The organism is Luteimonas colneyensis (genome assembly GCF_014836665.1).
In the GTDB taxonomy this organism is placed as follows: Bacteria; Pseudomonadota; Gammaproteobacteria; order Xanthomonadales; family Xanthomonadaceae; genus Luteimonas; species Luteimonas colneyensis.
The window spans coordinates 502,669-519,308 of the sequence record NZ_JACSQJ010000002.1; the positions used below are offsets into that span (position 1 = coordinate 502,669).

Annotated in this window: 16 protein-coding genes; 9 read left to right on the forward strand and 7 right to left on the reverse strand. The window is 72.4% G+C overall.

Annotation, left to right across the window (positions count from 1 at the left end):
* Window positions 1-38: 38 nt before the first annotated feature.
* The 3 genes from H9645_RS06465 to rpsU form a co-directional block, all read right to left on the reverse strand.
* The gene (locus tag H9645_RS06465; protein ID WP_191728881.1) at window positions 39-947 is read right to left on the reverse strand and encodes a YihY/virulence factor BrkB family protein; all 909 of its coding nucleotides are present in this window, start codon (window positions 945-947) and stop codon (window positions 39-41) included.
* A gap of 111 nt (window positions 948-1,058) precedes the next feature.
* Complete coding sequence (locus H9645_RS06470) at window positions 1,059-1,505, reverse strand: GatB/YqeY domain-containing protein (RefSeq protein ID WP_189498160.1); 447 nt, start codon at window positions 1,503-1,505, stop codon at window positions 1,059-1,061.
* A 106-nt stretch (window positions 1,506-1,611) separates the two neighbouring features.
* Window positions 1,612-1,827: a 30S ribosomal protein S21 gene (rpsU, locus tag H9645_RS06475; protein WP_132328402.1), complete on the reverse strand. Its 216-nt coding sequence runs from the start codon at window positions 1,825-1,827 to the stop codon at window positions 1,612-1,614.
* Between the two features lie 135 nt (window positions 1,828-1,962).
* On the opposite strand from rpsU, the gene tsaD reads away from it, so the two are divergent.
* From tsaD to H9645_RS06500, 5 genes are all read left to right on the forward strand, one after another.
* A complete protein-coding gene (gene tsaD, locus H9645_RS06480) occupies window positions 1,963-3,003 on the forward strand; it encodes a tRNA (adenosine(37)-N6)-threonylcarbamoyltransferase complex transferase subunit TsaD (protein ID WP_191728882.1) in 1,041 nt (346 codons plus the stop codon).
* A gap of 91 nt (window positions 3,004-3,094) precedes the next feature.
* Window positions 3,095-3,451, forward strand: a complete 357-nt coding sequence (folB, locus tag H9645_RS06485; RefSeq protein WP_191728883.1) for a dihydroneopterin aldolase — start codon at window positions 3,095-3,097, stop codon at window positions 3,449-3,451.
* Window positions 3,452-3,472: 21 nt separating this feature from the next.
* Entirely contained in the window at window positions 3,473-4,759 is a 1,287-nt protein-coding gene (locus H9645_RS06490; RefSeq protein ID WP_191728884.1) for a mechanosensitive ion channel family protein, read from the forward strand.
* A gap of 145 nt (window positions 4,760-4,904) precedes the next feature.
* Window positions 4,905-5,411 (forward strand): 2-amino-4-hydroxy-6-hydroxymethyldihydropteridine diphosphokinase, encoded by a 507-nt coding sequence (folK, locus tag H9645_RS06495; protein WP_191728885.1) that lies wholly within the window; start codon window positions 4,905-4,907, stop codon window positions 5,409-5,411.
* A gap of 129 nt (window positions 5,412-5,540) precedes the next feature.
* On the forward strand, window positions 5,541-6,374 hold the full coding sequence (locus tag H9645_RS06500; protein WP_191728886.1) for a DUF6159 family protein: 834 nt from the start codon (window positions 5,541-5,543) through the stop codon (window positions 6,372-6,374).
* A gap of 18 nt (window positions 6,375-6,392) precedes the next feature.
* On the opposite strand, the gene H9645_RS06505 is transcribed toward H9645_RS06500, so the two are convergent.
* Window positions 6,393-7,130: a pteridine reductase gene (locus tag H9645_RS06505; RefSeq protein WP_191728887.1), complete on the reverse strand. Its 738-nt coding sequence runs from the start codon at window positions 7,128-7,130 to the stop codon at window positions 6,393-6,395.
* A gap of 88 nt (window positions 7,131-7,218) precedes the next feature.
* Between H9645_RS06505 and H9645_RS06510 the strand changes: the two genes are divergently transcribed.
* Together H9645_RS06510 and H9645_RS06515 are read left to right on the forward strand one after the other, a co-directional pair.
* Window positions 7,219-8,400: a class I SAM-dependent methyltransferase gene (locus H9645_RS06510; RefSeq protein WP_191728888.1), complete on the forward strand. Its 1,182-nt coding sequence runs from the start codon at window positions 7,219-7,221 to the stop codon at window positions 8,398-8,400.
* Window positions 8,397-8,822, forward strand: coding sequence for a VanZ family protein (locus H9645_RS06515; protein ID WP_318240503.1), 426 nt, complete (start codon window positions 8,397-8,399; stop codon window positions 8,820-8,822). The genes H9645_RS06510 and H9645_RS06515 overlap by 4 nt, the downstream gene beginning before the upstream one ends.
* Before the next feature lie 46 nt (window positions 8,823-8,868).
* On the opposite strand, the gene H9645_RS06520 is transcribed toward H9645_RS06515, so the two are convergent.
* Both H9645_RS06520 and H9645_RS06525 read right to left on the reverse strand, forming a co-directional pair.
* Entirely contained in the window at window positions 8,869-10,110 is a 1,242-nt protein-coding gene (locus tag H9645_RS06520; RefSeq protein WP_191728889.1) for a multifunctional CCA addition/repair protein, read from the reverse strand.
* A 4-nt stretch (window positions 10,111-10,114) separates the two neighbouring features.
* A complete protein-coding gene (locus tag H9645_RS06525) occupies window positions 10,115-12,145 on the reverse strand; it encodes a lytic transglycosylase domain-containing protein (protein WP_191728890.1) in 2,031 nt (676 codons plus the stop codon).
* Window positions 12,146-12,193: 48 nt separating this feature from the next.
* On the opposite strand from H9645_RS06525, the gene H9645_RS06530 reads away from it, so the two are divergent.
* Window positions 12,194-12,991, forward strand: a complete 798-nt coding sequence (locus H9645_RS06530; protein WP_318240504.1) for a sulfite exporter TauE/SafE family protein — start codon at window positions 12,194-12,196, stop codon at window positions 12,989-12,991.
* Window positions 12,992-13,098: 107 nt separating this feature from the next.
* Complete coding sequence (locus H9645_RS06535; protein ID WP_191728891.1) at window positions 13,099-15,963, forward strand: TonB-dependent receptor plug domain-containing protein; 2,865 nt, start codon at window positions 13,099-13,101, stop codon at window positions 15,961-15,963.
* A 24-nt stretch (window positions 15,964-15,987) separates the two neighbouring features.
* Here H9645_RS06535 and H9645_RS06540 read toward each other — a convergent pair whose 3' ends face one another.
* Window positions 15,988-16,542, reverse strand: a complete 555-nt coding sequence (locus tag H9645_RS06540; protein ID WP_191728892.1) for a GNAT family N-acetyltransferase — start codon at window positions 16,540-16,542, stop codon at window positions 15,988-15,990.
* Window positions 16,543-16,640: the final 98 nt, after the last annotated feature.

The following is a 16,640-nucleotide window of genomic DNA, read 5'->3' on the forward strand; positions in this document are numbered from 1 at the left end:
GGCTGCGTCGCTGGCCCGGGTCGCAGCTGTAGCTGCTCCTACAGGGGGGCGGGGCGGTGGCGCCGTGCGGCCCGCTCTTCCAGCCGCCGGCGGACGTCGCTGAAGCGCCAGCGCTCGTCGATCACCGCGGTGATCATGGCGCCCACGAAGAACACCACCGCCGCGTAGTACAGCCAGACCAGCAGCACCACCAGCGTGCCCATCGATCCGTAGGCGCTGCCGGGCGCCGCCTCGGCGATGTAGAGGCCGATGCCCCAGCGCCCGAGCACGAACAGCAGCGCGGTCAGCACGCCGCCGAGGAAGGCCTGTTGCCAGCGCACGCGCCGGTCGGGCAGGTAGTGGTACATCAGCGCGAACGCCAGCGCGTACAGCGCCAGCGAAGCGAGGTTGCCAAGCACCGGCAGGGTGGGCGAGCCGGCGAACCAGATCTCCAGCGCCGTGGTCAGCGCCGCCGACACCAGCAGCAGGAAGCCCAGCGCCAGCACCACGCCGAACGAGAACACGCGTTTGCGCAGCCAGGCCTGCAGCCCGCCGCGCACCTGCTCGCCCGAGGTGTGGAAAATCAGGTTCAGCGTGCCCTGCAGGCGCGCGAACACCGCCGTGGCGCCGAAGAACAGCAGGCCGGTGCTCCAGAGCCCGGCCAGCGAACCGACGTCGGGCTCGGTGCTGGCGTTCTCCAGCACGGTGTTGGCCACTTCGCCCGCGCCGGTGCCGGCGATCGCCTGCACCTGCTCCAGCAGCGCCTGCTGCGCGGACGGGTACAGCGACGCGGTCAGCCACAGCAGCAGCACCAGCAGCGGCGCCAGCGACAGCAGGGCGAAGAAGGTCAGCGAGGCCGCGTGGGTGAGGATGTCGACCTCGACGAAGCGCTGCACGATGGCGTAGGGCAGCGACTGCTGCAGGCGTTCGAAGCTGGCCCTGAGGCGACCGGTGATGAATTCAGCCATGCGCCGGAGGATGCGGAGCGCCCCGTGCACGCCACGTGGCGGCGATGCCTCCGTGCAGGAGCCGGTGCGTGCAGGAGCCGATGCAGCGGCTCCTGCAGGCGTGGCGGCGGATCAGCCGGCCAGCGACTTCTTCAGCAGCGCCGAGACCTGGCCCATGTCGGCCTGGCCGGCGAGCTTCGGCTTCAGCACGCCCATGACCTTGCCCATGTCGGCCGGGCCGGCGGCGCCGGTCTCGGCGATGGCGGCGTCGATCGCGGCCTGGACCTCGGCCTCGCCCAGCTTCTCGGGCAGGTAGCGCTGGATCACCTCGATCTCGGCGCGCTCGATCGCGGCCAGGTCCTCGCGCGCGGCGGCCTCGAACTGGCTGACCGAGTCCTTGCGCTGCTTGACCATCTTCTCCATGACCGCCAGCACCTGGGCGTCGTCGAGCTCGACGCGCTCGTCGACCTCGCGCTGCTTGATCGCCGCCTGTACCAGGCGGATCACGCCCAGGCTGGCCTTGTCGCCGCCCTTCATGGCGGCCTTCATGTCGTCGGTGAGGCGCTGCTTGAGGCTCATCGTGGATGCTCCGGGTTGCGTGAACACGAAAAGCCGGCGACGCTCGCGCGTGCCGGCTTCAGGGTGCGACCTCGACCGCGGCGCCCGGGGGCGCCGGCAGGCCGGATCAGTACATGCGCTGGCGCTTGGTGACGTCGCGCGAGGTGCGACGGGCCTGGCGCTTCACCGCCGCGGCGGCCTTGCGCTTGCGCTCCTGCGTCGGCTTCTCGTAGAACTCGCGCTTGCGGGTCTCGGCGAGGACGCCGGCCTTTTCGCAGGTGCGCTTGAAGCGGCGGAGGGCAAACTCGAAGGGCTCGTTTTCGCGGACTTTGACGCTGGGCATTGGGAATCTCTGGTGTCGGAGTGCGCCGGTTTCCTGCCGGCGAGCCGCGTATGATAGCCCCTGTCCCCGGCCCGCGCAAATGGGCCTGGGTGGTCGCAGCTGTAGCGACCCGCCCTCCCGTCCCCACAGGCCCCCATGCGCGTCCTCGGCATCGAAACCAGCTGCGACGAAACCGGCGTCGCCGTCTACGACACCGGCCGCACGGGCGCGGACGGGCTGCTGGCGCACGCGGTCTACAGCCAGATCGCGCTGCACGCCGAATACGGCGGCGTCGTGCCCGAGCTGGCCAGCCGCGACCACGTGCGAAAGCTGCTGCCGCTCATCCGCCAGACCCTGTCCGAGGCCGGCCTGGCGGTCGACGACCTCGACGGCGTCGCCTACACCGCCGGCCCCGGCCTGGTGGGCGCCCTGCTGGTCGGCGCCGGCGTGGCGCGTTCGCTGGCCTGGGCGCTCGACCTGCCCGCGGTCGGCGTCCACCACATGGAAGGGCACCTGCTGGCGCCGCTGATGGAGGACGACCCGCCGGAGCCGCCCTTCGTCGCCCTGCTGGTGTCGGGCGGGCATACCCAGCTGGTGGCGGTGGACGCCATCGGCCGCTACCGGCTGCTGGGCGAGACCCTGGACGACGCCGCCGGCGAGGCGTTCGACAAGACCGCCAAGCTGATGGGCCTGCCCTATCCCGGCGGACCGCAGCTGGCCGCGCTGGCGGAAGCCGGCACGCCCGGCCGCTTCAGCTTCCCGCGCCCGATGACCAATCGCCCGGGCCTGGACTTCAGCTTCAGCGGCCTCAAGACCCAGGTGATGCTGGCCTGGCGCGACAGCGACCAGACCGACGCCACCCGCGCCGACATCGCCCGTGCCTTCGAGGACGCGGTGGTCGACACGCTGGCGATCAAGTGCGAACGCGCGCTGGACGAAGCCGGCTGCGACACCCTGGTGGTCGCCGGGGGCGTGGGCGCCAACCGTCGACTGCGCGCGCGGCTGCAGGAGATGGCGGCGAAGCGCGGCGGCCGCGCCTGCTTCCCGCGCCCGGCGCTGTGCACCGACAACGGTGCGATGATCGCCTTCGCCGGCGCGCTGCGCCTGGAGGCCGGCCAGCGCGCCCCCGACGCCGTGCACGTCACCCCGCGCTGGGACATGGCGACGCTGCCGGAAGTCCGACCGGGCGCGGCCTGAGCGCCGCGCCGGATCGCGGCCCTGTCGCTGCCGGAGCCGACGCGCCGACGCGCCGCGTTAAGCTGTCCCGCCCGTCCGGATCGCGCGCGCCATGGACCACGTCTTCATCGAAGGCCTCGAGATCGAGGCCCTCATCGGCATCTACGACTGGGAGCGCCGGATCCGCCAGACCCTGGTGTTCGACCTCGAGATGCGCTTCGACAACCGCGTGCCCGCGGCCAGCGACGACATCGCCGATACGCTCAACTACAAGGCGGTCAGCCAGCGTCTGGTGGAGTATGTGTCGCAGTCGGACTTCGGCCTGGTGGAGACGCTCGCCGAGCGCTGCGCGGAGATCGTGCTGCGGGAATTCAACGTTCATTCGCTACGCTTGAAGCTCAGCAAGCCCGGCGCCGTGCGCGGCGCGCGCGCGGTCGGCGTGGTGATCGAGCGCGCGCGGGGCGGCTGACCCGTCGCAACCGGAGATCCCATGCAAGACCATCTCGACGCGCTGCGCGAAATGCTGGCGCCTTATCCCTGGGCCTATTCCCTGATCGTGCTGTCCGCGCTGCTGCTCGTGGCGTGGCTGGCCAACCTCATCACCCGGCGCGTCCTGCTGCGCGGACTGCGCCACGTGATCGCGCGCGTGGCCGCGCTGACCGGCCACACCGGCGACTCCATCAGCCGCATGCGCGTGATCTCGCGCCTGGCCAACGTGGTGCCGGCGCTGGTGATCGGCGCCGGCATCGGCATGGTGCCGGACCTGCCGCCGCAGCTGGTCGCCTTCGTCAGCGGCCTGTGCAAGGTGTTCGTGATCTTCACCGTCGCGCTGGCCTTCGGGCATGCGCTCGACGTCGCCAACGAGGTCTACGAGCGCCGCCCGGACGCGCGCAACAAGCCGATCAAGGGCTATCTGCAGGTGGCCAAGATCATCGCCCTGGTGATGGCGGCGCTCGCCTCGGTGGCGCTGCTGGCGGGCGTGGAACTGGTGCATGTGCTCACCGGCCTGGGCGCGGCCAGCGCGGTGCTGATGCTGATCTTCCAGGACACGATCCTGTCGTTCGCCGCCAGCCTGCAGATCAGCGGCGACGGTCGCGTGCGCATCGGCGACTGGATCGAGATGCCCAGCCAGAACGCCGACGGCGACGTGATCGACATCGCGCTGCACACGGTCACCGTGCAGAACTGGGACAAGACCATCACCACGGTGCCCACGCGCAAGCTGATCAGCGACTCGTTCAAGAACTGGCGCGGGATGACGGAGTCCGGCGGCCGGCGGATCAAGCGCGCGATCTACCTCGACCAGCATTCGACGCGCTTCCTCGACGCCGACGAGGTGGCGCGATTCCGCCGCTTCCGCCTGCTCGATGCGTACCTCGACGGCAAGTCCAGCGAACTGCAGGCCTGGAACGCGACGCTGGCCGAGCGCGGCGCCGAGCCGGTCAACCGCCGCCGGGTCACCAACCTCGGCACCTTCCGCGCCTACGTGCAGCAGTACCTGCAGAACCACCCGGGCGTCCACCAGGACATGACCCTGCTGGTGCGCCAGCTGCAGCCCACCGACCACGGCCTGCCGCTGGAGATCTACTGCTTCACCTCCGACGTGGCATGGGCGGCCTACGAGGGCATCCAGTCCGACATCTTCGACCACCTGCTGGCGATCCTTCCCGAGTTCGGGCTGCGGGTGTTCCAGGCGCACAGCGACGCGCCGGTCGAAGTGCGGCTGCGGCGCGAGGACGATCCGGGCGCCGCGAGCCGCGCCGACGCATCCGGCTGAGGCCGGCCGGACGCGCCGTCGGCGACGTGGGGCCCGGCCACCCCGGGCCTGCCATGCCGGCGGGATCGCGGCCGTGGCGCTTCCGCGGGCGGGCACGGCGCGCGATCATGTGCGCCCCACGCGAACGCGTCCCGGAGCGCGCGCCATGCACACCGCCTGCCTCAGCCTCGGCAGCAACGTCGACCCGGAGCGCCACATCGCCATCGCCTTCGCGGCCCTGCGCGAGCGCTTCGGCGACATCCGCGCCTCGGCCGCCTACCGCACGCCGGCCGTCGGCTTCGAGGGCGCCGACTTCGTCAACGCCGCCGCGGTCATCGACAGCGACCTCGACGTGCTGGCGCTCAACGACTGGCTGCACGCGCTCGAGGACGCCCACGGCCGCGACCGCAGCGGCCCGCGCTTCGGCGACCGCACGCTCGACATCGACATCGTGCTGTTCGACGACCTGGTGTGCAGCGGCCCCGGCAACCTGCGCCTGCCGCGCGGCGAGCTGCGCCATGCCTTCGTGCTGCGGCCGCTGGCGGAGATCGCGCCCGGGGTGGTGGAGCCGGTGAGTGGCCGCCGCCTGGACGAGCTGTGGGCGGCATCCGCGGAGCGCGGCGTGGCCATGCACGAAGTGACGCTGCCGGTGGAGGCGGGCGCGACCGGCTGACCGGCGATCGCGACCGGCGCCGGTTTTGCCGCGGTCACATCCGTACCGCCGCCGCCGTCATGGACACCATGCGCTGGACGAGGCGGCAAACCGGCCGCCGCGGGGCGCGGTGACAAGGGAGGGAGTGCGATGTTCGACAGGTTTTCGCGCAGCTGGGACATGGTCAAGGCGAGCGCCGCGGTGCTGCGCTCGGACCGCGAGCTGATGCTGTTCCCGGTGCTGTCGGGGCTGGCCACGCTGATGGTGCTGGCGACCTTCGCGCTGCCGACTTTCGCGCTGCGGCTGTTCGCCGACGGCTGGAGCCTGGGCGGGGCGCTGGTCGGCTTCGCCTTCTACTTCTGCACCTACAGCGTGATGATCTTCTTCAACTGCGCGCTGGTGGGCGCGGCGATGATCCGCCTGGAAGGCGGCGATCCGACGCTCTCCGACGGACTGGCCGCGGCGCGTTCGCGGCTGGGCGCGATCTTCGGCTATGCCGCCATCGCCGCCACCGTGGGCGTGCTGCTGCAGGCGCTGAAGGGCAAGGACAACAACTTCATCGTGCGCCTGGTCGGCAGCGGGCTGGGCATGGCCTGGACGCTCGCGACCTTCCTGGTGGTGCCGGTGCTGGTCAGCCGCGACATCGGCCCGGTGGACGCGCTGAAGCAGAGCGTGTCGCTGCTCAGGCGCACCTGGGGCGAGAACGCCGTCGGCCAGCTCGGCATCGGTGCCGCCTTCGGACTGCTGACCACGGGCGCGGTGCTGGCCTCGGTGCTGCTGGTGGTGCTGGCGGCGCAGGCTTCGTTCGCGCTGGCGATCGTGGTCGGCCTGCTCTGCCTGCTGGCCGTGCTGCTGCTGGGCGTGTACCAGGCGGCGCTGACCGGCATCTACTCGGCCGTGCTGTACCGCTATGCGGTGGCCCACGAGCTGCCGCCGGCCTTCCAGGGCACGGACATCGCCCACGCGTTCGCGCCGAAGCGCTGACGCCGGCCGGCCGCCGCCTCAGCCGAGGTGGCGGCCGCCGTCGACCGCCAGCACGCCGCCGGTGGTGTAGCCCGCGTCGCGCAGCAGCCACAGCACCGCGCCGGCGATTTCCTCCGGCGTGCCGGTGCGGCCCAGCGGCGTCATCGCCATGAGCCGCGCCTGCAGCGCCGGGTCGATGCCGGCGTCGGGCCAGAGGATCGCGCCCGGCGCCACCGCGTTCACCCGTACCTCGGGCGCCATCGCCACCGCGAGCGCGCGCGTGGCCGCCTCCAGCGCGCCCTTGCTCACGGCATACGCCGCGAGGTCGGCGCGCGGCGCGCGGGCGTAGACGTCGGACAGGTTGACGATCGCGCCGCGCGCGGCGCGCAGGTGCGGCGCCGCAGCCTGGGCGAGGAAGAACGGCGCCTTCGCGTTCACCGCCATCATCGCGTCCCAGTGCGCGGGATGGATGCCGCCGAACGCGGCCGGCTCGAAGCCCGAGGCGTTGTTGACCAGCGCGTCGAGGCGGCCGAAGCGGCCCACAGTGCGCGCCACCAGTTCCGGCAGGCGGTCGAACTCAGCCAGGTCGGCCTGCAGCGCCAGCACGCTGCCCGCGCGCGCGGCATCAAGCTCCGCGGCCAGCGCCGTGGCCTCGCCGGCCGAACCGCGATAGTGCAGCGCCAGGTCGTAGCCTGCCGCGTGCAGCCGCCGCGCGATGGCGGCGCCCACGCGGCGCGCGGCGCCGGTGACGAGCGCGACGGGGTGGCCTCCGGGCATGAGCGGCTCCGTAACAGGTGACGGGACACGATAACGTCCCCCGGCGCGCCTTTCCGTATCCTGTCGCGCGCACGCCACGGAAATCCCCATGCCGCTTCCCCCGCTCGACCCCGCGGCGCAGGCCCACAGCGACCGCCTGCGCCAGCTGATCCACGCCGTGATCGCCGATGCCGGCGGTGCGATCCCGTTCTCGCGCTTCATGGAGCTGGCGCTGTACGCGCCCGGCCTGGGCTACTACAGCGCCGGCAGCACCAAGTTCGGCCGTGCCGGCGACTTCGTGACCGCGCCCGAGCTTGGCAGCCTGTTCGCCGAATGCGTGGCCGAGGCGCTGGCGCCGCCGCTGCGCACGGTGGGCGAGGGCGCCGTGTTCCTCGAGATCGGCGGCGGCAGCGGCGCCTTCGCCGAAGCCGCGATCCTGCATCTGGACGCGCTCGGCGCCATGCCCGCGCGCTACGCCATCCTCGAGCCCAGCGCCGACCTGCGCGAGCGCCAGCGCGAGCGCCTGCGCGAACGCCTGCCCGAAGCGCTCAACGCGCGCGTCGAGTGGCTCGACCGTCCGCTCGGCGAGGAGGAGTGGAGCGGCGTGCTGTTCGCAAACGAGGTGATCGACGCGCTGCCGACGCCGCGCTTCGTGATCCGCGGCGGCGAAGTGCGCGAGGAGGGCGTGGCCAGCGCCGGCGACGGCTTCCGCGTGGTCGAAGTGCCCGCGGACGCGCTGATGGAGGCGGCCGTGCGCCACGTCGAGCGTGACCTCGGCGTCCCCTTCGCCGACGGCTACCGCTCCGAACTGCTGCCGCAGCTGCCGTACTGGATCCAGGCGGTCATGGGCCGCATGCAGTCCGGCGCGATGCTGTTCATCGACTACGGCCATCCGCGCCGCGAGTACTACGCGCCCACGCGCGACCGCGGCACGCTGCGCGCCTTCCACCGCCACCACGTGGTCGACGACGTGTTCGCGCGCGTGGGCCTGCAGGACATCACCGCGTCGGTCGACTTCACCGCGCTGGCCGAGGCCGGCACCGGCGCCGGCTTCGAGTTCGCCGGCTACAACAGCCAGGCCGCCTTCCTCATCGGCAACGGCCTGCAGCAGCGGCTGGAGGCGCAGGAGGCGCGGGCATCGAACGACACCGCGCGCTTCGCCCTGCGCCGCCAGGTGCAGCAGCTGACCCTGCCGAGCGCCATGGGCGAGCGCTTCCAGGCCATGGGCTTCGAGCGCGGCGTGCCCTTCGAGGCGGCATTCCTCGGCGGCGACCTGAGCTTCCGGCTGTGAGCCACCGGCCGCGCGTCGGGCGTTCGCTCAAGCCGCTGCGCTGGCCCTGGGCCTGGTGTGTGCTGTGGTGCCTGGCGATCGCCGCGGTCGTGGCGTTCTCGCTGATGCCGGCGGTGGACCTGCCGGACGCGCCGGGCAGCGACAAGCTGCACCACTTCTTCGCCTATTTCGCGCTCGCGGCCAGCGCGGTGCAGCTGTTCGCGCGCTGGCCGTCGCTGCTGGGCGCGGGACTGGGCCTGGTGCTGCTGGGCATCGGCCTGGAGCATGCGCAGGGGGCGATGGCGTTCGCGCGCATGGCCGACCGCATGGACGCACTGGCCAATACGCTGGGCGTGGTCGCCGGGCTCGCCACGCGGCTGACGCCGCTGCACGACCTGCTGCTGCGGATCGAAGCGCGCCTGGTCCCGCCCACGCGCGGCTGAGCGGCATGCGCGCTGATCGCGCCGCGTCGCGCGCGGCGCAGGGTGGTCAGGCCGTGTCGCGCCGCAGCGTTCGCACGCGACCGATCGCGGCGATGCGCGCCTTGCGCAGCGCCTCGCCGAATGCGGGGCCCTCGAGCCCGAGGTGTGCGATGTCGGCCCCGGTGACCGCGGCGGCGGCGTCGCGCAGGCGCACCAGTTCGTCGGCCTGCGGATAGGGCCGGTCCTCCAGCCCCGCGCGGCCGCGCTTGTCGGCTTCGCAGACGGTGGCCAGGCGGCGGATGCGTTCCGGACGGCGGAAGCCGTCGCAGCGCGCCAGCAGGTCGTGCACGGTCTGGTCGCGCAGGTCGCCCAGGCGGTGCACGTTGAGATGTTCGCGGCAGGCGACCACGGCCAGGTCGCGGTGTGCGGCCGGCACGCGCAGGCGCTCACACAGTTCGCGCACAGGACGCACGCCGCGCTGCTCGTGCTGGATGTGCCTGGGCAGCTCGTCGGCCGGCGTCAGCGCCTTGCCGAGGTCGTGCACCAGCGCGGCGAAGCCGACTTCGTCGTCGCCGGGCGCCAGCGTCGCGGCCATGTCGCAGACCAGCTCGACGTGCACGCCGGTGTCGACCTCGGGGTGGTACTCCGCGCGCTGCGGCACGCCGTAGAGCGCATCGACTTCGGGCAGCACCGCGGCCAGCGCGCCGCAGTCATGCAGGGTGCGCAGGAAGGCCGAGGGCCGCGGCGAGCGCAGCGCACGCACCAGCTCCTGCCAGACGCGCTCGGGCACCAGTTCGGCGAGCTCGCCGCCCTCGACCATGCCGCGCATCAGCGCGCGGGTCTCGTCGGCGACGGTGAAGCCGAGCGGGGCGAAGCGCGCCATGAAGCGCGCCGCGCGCAGCACGCGCAGCGGATCCTCGGCGAAGGCCGGGCCGACGTGGCGCAGCACGCGCGCCTCGAGATCGCGTTCGCCGCCATGGGGGTCGACCAGGCTGCCGTCCTCGCGCTGCGCGATGGCGTTGATGGTGAAGTCGCGGCGGCCGAGGTCCTCTTCCAGCGTCACCGTGGGCGCGGCGTCGACCACGAAGCCGCGATGCCCGCGCGCCGACTTGCGCTCGGTGCGCGCCAGCGCGTGCTCCTCGCCGGTGTCGGGATGCAGGAACACCGGGAAGTCGCGGCCGACCGCGCGGAAGCCCGCGGCCAGCATCGCGTCGGGCGTCGAACCGACCACCACCCAGTCGCGATCCCCCGCCGGCAGCCCGAGCAGCCGGTCACGCACCGCGCCGCCAACGAGGTACACCTCACCCATCACCTCACGCTCCCCCTGTAGGAGCGGCTATAGCCGCGACCGGTGTTCGGCCAGCCCGGGTCGCAGCTGTAGCTGCTCCTACAGGGGCCGGACACGCGAACGTGGTGCGCACGGCCGCCGTGCGCCCCAGCATGCGATCGCTCACCGGTACCGGCCTGTCGCGCAGGCGCCAGTCGTAGATCACGCTGAAGGCCAGCACGCGCGCCACGTAGTCGCGGGTTTCCTTGTAGGTGATGGTCTCGATCCAGAAGTCGGCGTCCATGCCGGGGCGCTGCGACTGCCAGCGCGCGGTCGGCGTGGGGCCGGCGTTGTAGGCGGCGATGGCGACGTAGGGCAGGGTGTATTTCTCTTTCATCTCGCGCAGGTAGGCGGTGCCGATGCGGACGTTGGTGGCCGGGTCGAACAGCGCCTCGGCGCCGGACCACGGAATGCCCAGGCGCCGCGCCACGCCGGCGCCGGTTTCCGGCAGCACCTGCATCAGCCCGCGGGCGTTGGCAGGCGAGCGTGCGCGCGGATTGAACGTGCTCTCGGCGCGGATCTCCGCCGCCACCCAGGCGGCGTCGAGGCCGTTGCGGGCCGACTCCGCGCGGATCAGCTGCTCGTGGTGCAGCGGGAAGCGCAGGGTGTAGAGCCGCAACTCCTCGGGCTTGCGCTCGCCGCCGACGTTGACCAGGCCGAAGACGCCGCGGTCGAACCAGCCGTTGTCCTGCGCGATCTCCACCGCGATGTGGCGCTGGCGGTCGCTGAAGCGCGTGAGCGCGTCCTGCCACTCGCGCGTGGCCCAGCCGGCGCGGTTGATGCGGAACAGCGCCATCGCGCGCTGCATCGCCGGGTCTGCGGCCACCGCCGCCCTGTCCGCCGCGCTGCCACCGTGCTCCAGCGGGCACAGCGCATAGGGCTGGTCGATGCGATCGGCGGCGAGGAAGCCGTGGAAGTCGGCGTCGCGCGCGGCGGCGGCGTACAGCGGCCGGGCCGCCGCGCGGTCGCCGGTCAGCTCGCGCAGACGGGCCTCGAAATAGGTCCAGCGCGACTGCGACCGCTGCGCGCGGCCCATGCGCTCGATGCCGGCCAGCGCCGCGCGCCAGTCGGATCGCGCCATCGCCTCGCGCACGCGCCACTCGTGCAGGCGTTCGTCGTAGGCGGCCTCGGGCACGGCCGCGAGCCGGCGCGCGCCGCCGTCGTGGTAGGACGCCACGGTCCACAGCGCGACCTGGTACAGCACGCGGTTGCGATCGGCGTCGGTGAACTGCAGCGCCTGCGCCACCTGCGGCAGCAGCGACTCGGCGGCGTCGGGATTGGAGCGCGCCAGCGCCGCCAGCCCGTGTGACGCGGCCAGGCGGCTGCGCGCGGTCTTCGGCCAGGACACGGCGCTCGCGTCGGCCGCGGACAGGTAGGCGGCATAGGCCTCGGCCTGGCGCCGCTGGGCGTCGGGGAGCCCGCGCGCCGCACTGCGCACCACGCCCGCTTCGCCCTCGGCGATCGCGGCCTCGATCCGCGCCCAGCGCTCGGCCTCGCCGAGGCCGCCACGCTCGGCGAGTGCGGCGAACACCGGATCGCACGCGTCGGGCTGCGAGCGCCCCGCGCCGCGCCAGCGCTCCTGCACCTCGCTGGTCCACGCCGCATCCGCCGCGCCCGTGCGCAGCCGCGCCTCGAGTTCGTGGCAGGCCAGCGTCGCCGTGCCGGTGCCGGGCACCCACGCGGCGCGGAACGTCACCCAGTCCTTGCGCTTCGCCAACTCCGCCAGCCAGGCGGCGCGGAAGGTGGCGGCCACGGCCTGGCCACGGTGGCGGTCGAGGAAGTCCTGCGCCTGCGCCGGCGTGACGGTCCCGATGTCGCGGTTGAGTCGCGCGTGGCCGATCCAGCCCTGCAACGGGTGGTCGGCGCGCAGCGGCGGAATCGGCTGGCCGATCTCCGCGGCGGTGAGCGCGCGTCGCGCGAGATCGTCGTCGGGCCGGACCTGCGCGAGCGCGGCGGCGGAGGCGGACAGGTACAGCGCGAGCGCCGCGGACAGCAGGAAGCGGGGGGGCGGTAGCATGCAGGGACTATATCGAATGGGTCCTGCACCCATGCTGCAGGAGCACGCGTGATCGAAGGGTTCTGGATGTTTCCGCTGCTGGGCGTGGTGGCCGGGGTGCTGGCCGGCCTGCTCGGCATCGGCGGTGGCCTGGTGCTGGTGGCCGCGCTGGCCTGGCTGCTGCCGCTGCAGGGGGTGCCCGCCGACCTGGCGATGCACGCCGCGCTCGCGACCTCGATGGCGAGCATCGTGTTCACCGCGCTGTCGTCGGCGTGGTCGCACCACCGGCGCGGCAGCGTGCTGTGGCCGACGGTGCGCTGGATGCTGCCCGGGCTGCTGGCCGGCGGCTGGCTCGGCAGCCAGGTGGCGGTGGGGCTGGAGGGCATGGTGCTGCGCTGGATCGTCGCGGGCTACTGCCTGCTCGCAGGCGCGCAGATGGCCTTCGGCGGCGCGCGCACCGACAGCGGCCGCGACGTCGTGCCCACCGGCCTGCCGATGACCACCGCCGGCACCGGCATCGGCGCGCTGTCGGCCGTGGTCGGCATCGGCGGCGGCAGCATGACCGTGCCGCTGCTGGTCTGGCGCGGCGTGCGCCCGGTGCGCGCGGTCGGCACATCGTCGGCCTGCGGCGTGGCGATCGCGATCGGCAGCGCGCTGGGCTATGCGCTCAACGCCCCGCCTGGCGGATTGCCGGGCGGCGCGATCGGCTACGTCTACCTGCCGGCCGCGATCGGCGTCGCGGTGACCTCGGTGCTGGCCGCGCCATGGGGCACGCGGCTGGCGCACGCCATCAGTGGGCCGGCGCTGCGGCGGGTGTTCGCGCTGTTCCTGGTGGGCGTCGGGCTGAGCCTGGTGCTGCAGGGCTGAGCCGCCGCCAGGCCGAGGGGACTTGCCCGCGCTTTACCGTTTGTTTACAACTGGGCCGCCGACGGCACGGGGGCAACGGGCCGGCACCAGTTCACCAGGAGAGCCCCATGGCCTTGCCCCCGCCTTGCCTGCTTGCGGCCGCCGTCTGCGCGGCGCTGTCCCTGACCGCCCCCGCAATCGCGTCGGCGCAGTCCACCGATCCCACCACGCTGGACTCGGTCACCGTCACCGGCTCCCGCATCAAGCAGTCCGAGCTCGAGACCCACGTCCCCGTGCAGGTGCTCACGCGCGAGGACATCGACCGCACCGGCTTCAAGTCGGTGGCCGACATCGTGCAGAACCTCACCGCCAGCGGCGCCGGGCTCAACACCAAGTTCAACTCCAGCGGCAACTTCGGCTTCCCGCCCGACGGCGGCGGCGTGGGCGCGGGCGCGGCCACGGTCGACCTGCGCCACCTGGGCCCCAAGCGCGTGCTGGTGCTGGTGGACGGCATCCGCTGGGTCAACGAATCCTCGGGCTCGGGCGTCGGCTCGGCGGTCGACCTCAACACCATCCCGCTGGCGCTGGTCGACCGCATCGAAGTGCTGGAAGACGGCGCGTCGTCGATCTACGGCTCCGACGCCATCGCCGGCGTGGTCAACATCATCACCCGCAAGGACGTGCAGGGTGGCGACATCGAGCTGCACTACGGCACCTACGACGACCTCGGCGGCGACACCTGGGGCGCGGACATGGGCTACGGCGGCGGCAACGACCGTCTGCAGTGGTTCGTCGGCGCGTCGTACTTCAAGCAGGAGGAGGTGTCGTCGCTGGAATACGGTCCCGCCTCCGTGCCGGTGCCGGGCACCGGGCTGGCCAACGGCAGTTCGGCGACGCCGCAGGGCCGCTTCGTGTTCATGGACCCGAACACCGGGCTGGTGCACGACATCACGCCGAACACCGGCGCCAACGCGCCGGGCTTCACGCCGGGGCAGGGCTGCGCGCGCACCGACGATTTCCACTGCTTCGCCACCGCCGACCGCTTCAACTTCGCGCCCTACAACCTGCTGCTGACGCCGTCCGAGCGCAAGACCGTGTTCGGCCAGGTGCGCTTCGCGTTCAACGACAACCTGGGCGGTTACGTGCGCGCGCTGTACAACGACCGCGAGTCGGCCAACCAGGCCGCGCCGGAGCCGTTCTTCCTCGGCACCGACGCCGGTATCTACAACCCCTACGGTGAAAGCACGCTGGTGATCTCGGCGCTGAATCCGTACAACCCCTTCGGCTTCGACCTCACCACCGTCGGCCCCGACGCCAACCTGTTCCTGCTCGGCCGCCGGCCGGTGGAAGGCGGACCGCGCCGCTACCAGCAGGACGTCGAGACCTGGTACGTGGCCGCGGGCCTGGACGGCACCTTCAACGTCGGCGCCCGTCCCTGGGACTGGGACATCAACGTGGTGCGCAGCGAAAGCCAGGCCGAACAGACCAACACCGGCAGCTACAACCTGCGCCGCATCAACGAGGCCCTGGGCGATCCCGCGGCCTGCGCCGCGATCGCCGGCTGCGTGCCGCTGAACGTGTTCGGCGGCGCCGGCACCATCACCCCGGAGATGCTGGCCTTCATCCAGCCGGTGGTGCGCGACGAGAGCGAGAACTCGCTGACGCTGGCTTCGGCCAACCTCACCGGTACGCTGGCGCAGCTGCCAGCCGGCCCGCTCGGCTTCGCCGCCGGCTACGAGTACCGCAAGTACGAAGGCGCCTACCGGCCGGATCCGATCACCGTGGCCGGCGAGTACAACGGCGTCCCCTCGGGCCCGACCTCGGGCGAGTACGACGTCAACGAGGTGTACGCCGAGCTCGCCGTGCCGCTGTACGCAAACGCCGAGCGCGGCAGCGCGCTCGACATGAGCATCGCCGGTCGCTATTCGGACTACTCCACCTTCGGCGGCGAAAGCACCGGCAAGTTCGGCCTGCGCTGGCAGGTGGCGGAGGAACTGGTGCTGCGCGGCACCTGGGCGCAGGGCTTCCGCGCGCCTTCGATCGGCGAACTGTACGGCACGCTGTCGCGCTTCGACGCCACCCTGGTCGATCCCTGCTCCGGCCCCGCCAACGCCGTGCGCCCCGAGTGCGTGGCGCAGGGCGTGCCGGCGGACTACGTGCAGACCAACTCGCAGATCTCGGTGGTCACCTCGGGCAACGCCGACCTGCAGCCGGAGACCAGCCGCAGCCTGACGCTGGGCGCGGTCTTCAGTCCGTCATTCGCCAGCGATACCGCCTGGTCGCAGCGCCTGGACCTGGGGCTGACGTTCTACAAGCACACCATCGACGACGCCATCCAGGCGCCCGACGCCCAGGCCATCCTCGAACGCTGCGTGTTCGAGGCCGATCCGTTCTCCTGCGCCTCGTACGACCGGAGCGAACGCGGCCAGATCATCCGGTTCGACGACATCCTCGACAACCTCGGCACCATCCGCACCGCCGGCTGGGACGCGAGCCTGTCCTGGCTGCTGCCGATGCAGGACTGGGGCCAGCTGCGCTTCGACGCCAAGACCACCTTCGTATCGAGCTTCGAACTGGTCAACGAGTCCGGCCAGGCCGAGCCCCGTGGCCCGGGCGTGGAGGTCAACGACAGCGCGATCCCGGAGTGGACGTCCAGCCTGACCACGCAGTGGAGCCAGGGCCCGTGGTCGCTGGCCTGGAGCCTGCGCTACATCGGCGAACTGCGCGAATCCTGCGGCGGCGCCAACGGCTTCGACATCTGCGGCGACAGCGCCAACGACCTCAACGTGCTCGACGCCACCACGTTCCACGACCTGCAGGCCTCCTGGAACAGCGACGCCTGGATGCGCGGCCTGCGGGTGACGCTGGGCGTGAACAACGTCACCGGCGAGGACCCGCCGATCTGCCTGAGCTGCTCGCTCAACGGCTACGACGCGTCCACCTACGACCTGCCGGGGAGGTTCTTCTACGCGCGCGTGGGGCTGAAGTTCTGAGTCGACGGGTTTCGCCGTCGGGGCTCAATCCCGGCGGCGGAGCCACTCGTCGCGCAGGATCCCGTACCAGGCTTCGTCGATCGACTCGCCGCGCACCACGCGGTTGTGGCGCAGCACGCCTTCGCGCCGCAGACCGGCCTTCTCCATCACGCGCTGCGAGGCCAGGTTGCGCAGGTCGGCCATGGCGCGGACGCGGTCCAGCCACGGCAGGGCGGTGAAGGCGGCATCCAGCACGGCGCGCACGGACTCGGTCGCGATGCCGGATCCCCACGCCGGCCGCGCCACCGAGTAGCCCAGTTCGCCCAGCCGGTTGGCTGGGTCGATGCGGATGTTGATGCCGCCGACCAGGACGCCGTCTCGCGTGACCGCCCAGGACACGTGGCGCGCCGGGTCCAGTCCGCGCTGCACTGCGATGAAGGCCTCGGCATCGCCGCGTGCGTAGGGCATCGGCACGGGCAGGTAGCGCGACCACTCCGGATCGGCCGCGTGGGCGAAGACCGCTTCGACGTCGTCGTCGTGCCATGGACGCAGGTGCAGGCGTGGAGTCGAGAGCGTTCCGGAAAGCAGGGGATCTGCCATGGCCGTGGGTCAGTGCGCAGGAAGGGACTCGTGGGCCGACATGCACCGGTAGTGGCGCTCGTGCGCGATCGCGAGCAGCGCGTGGTCTTCGGCCGTGT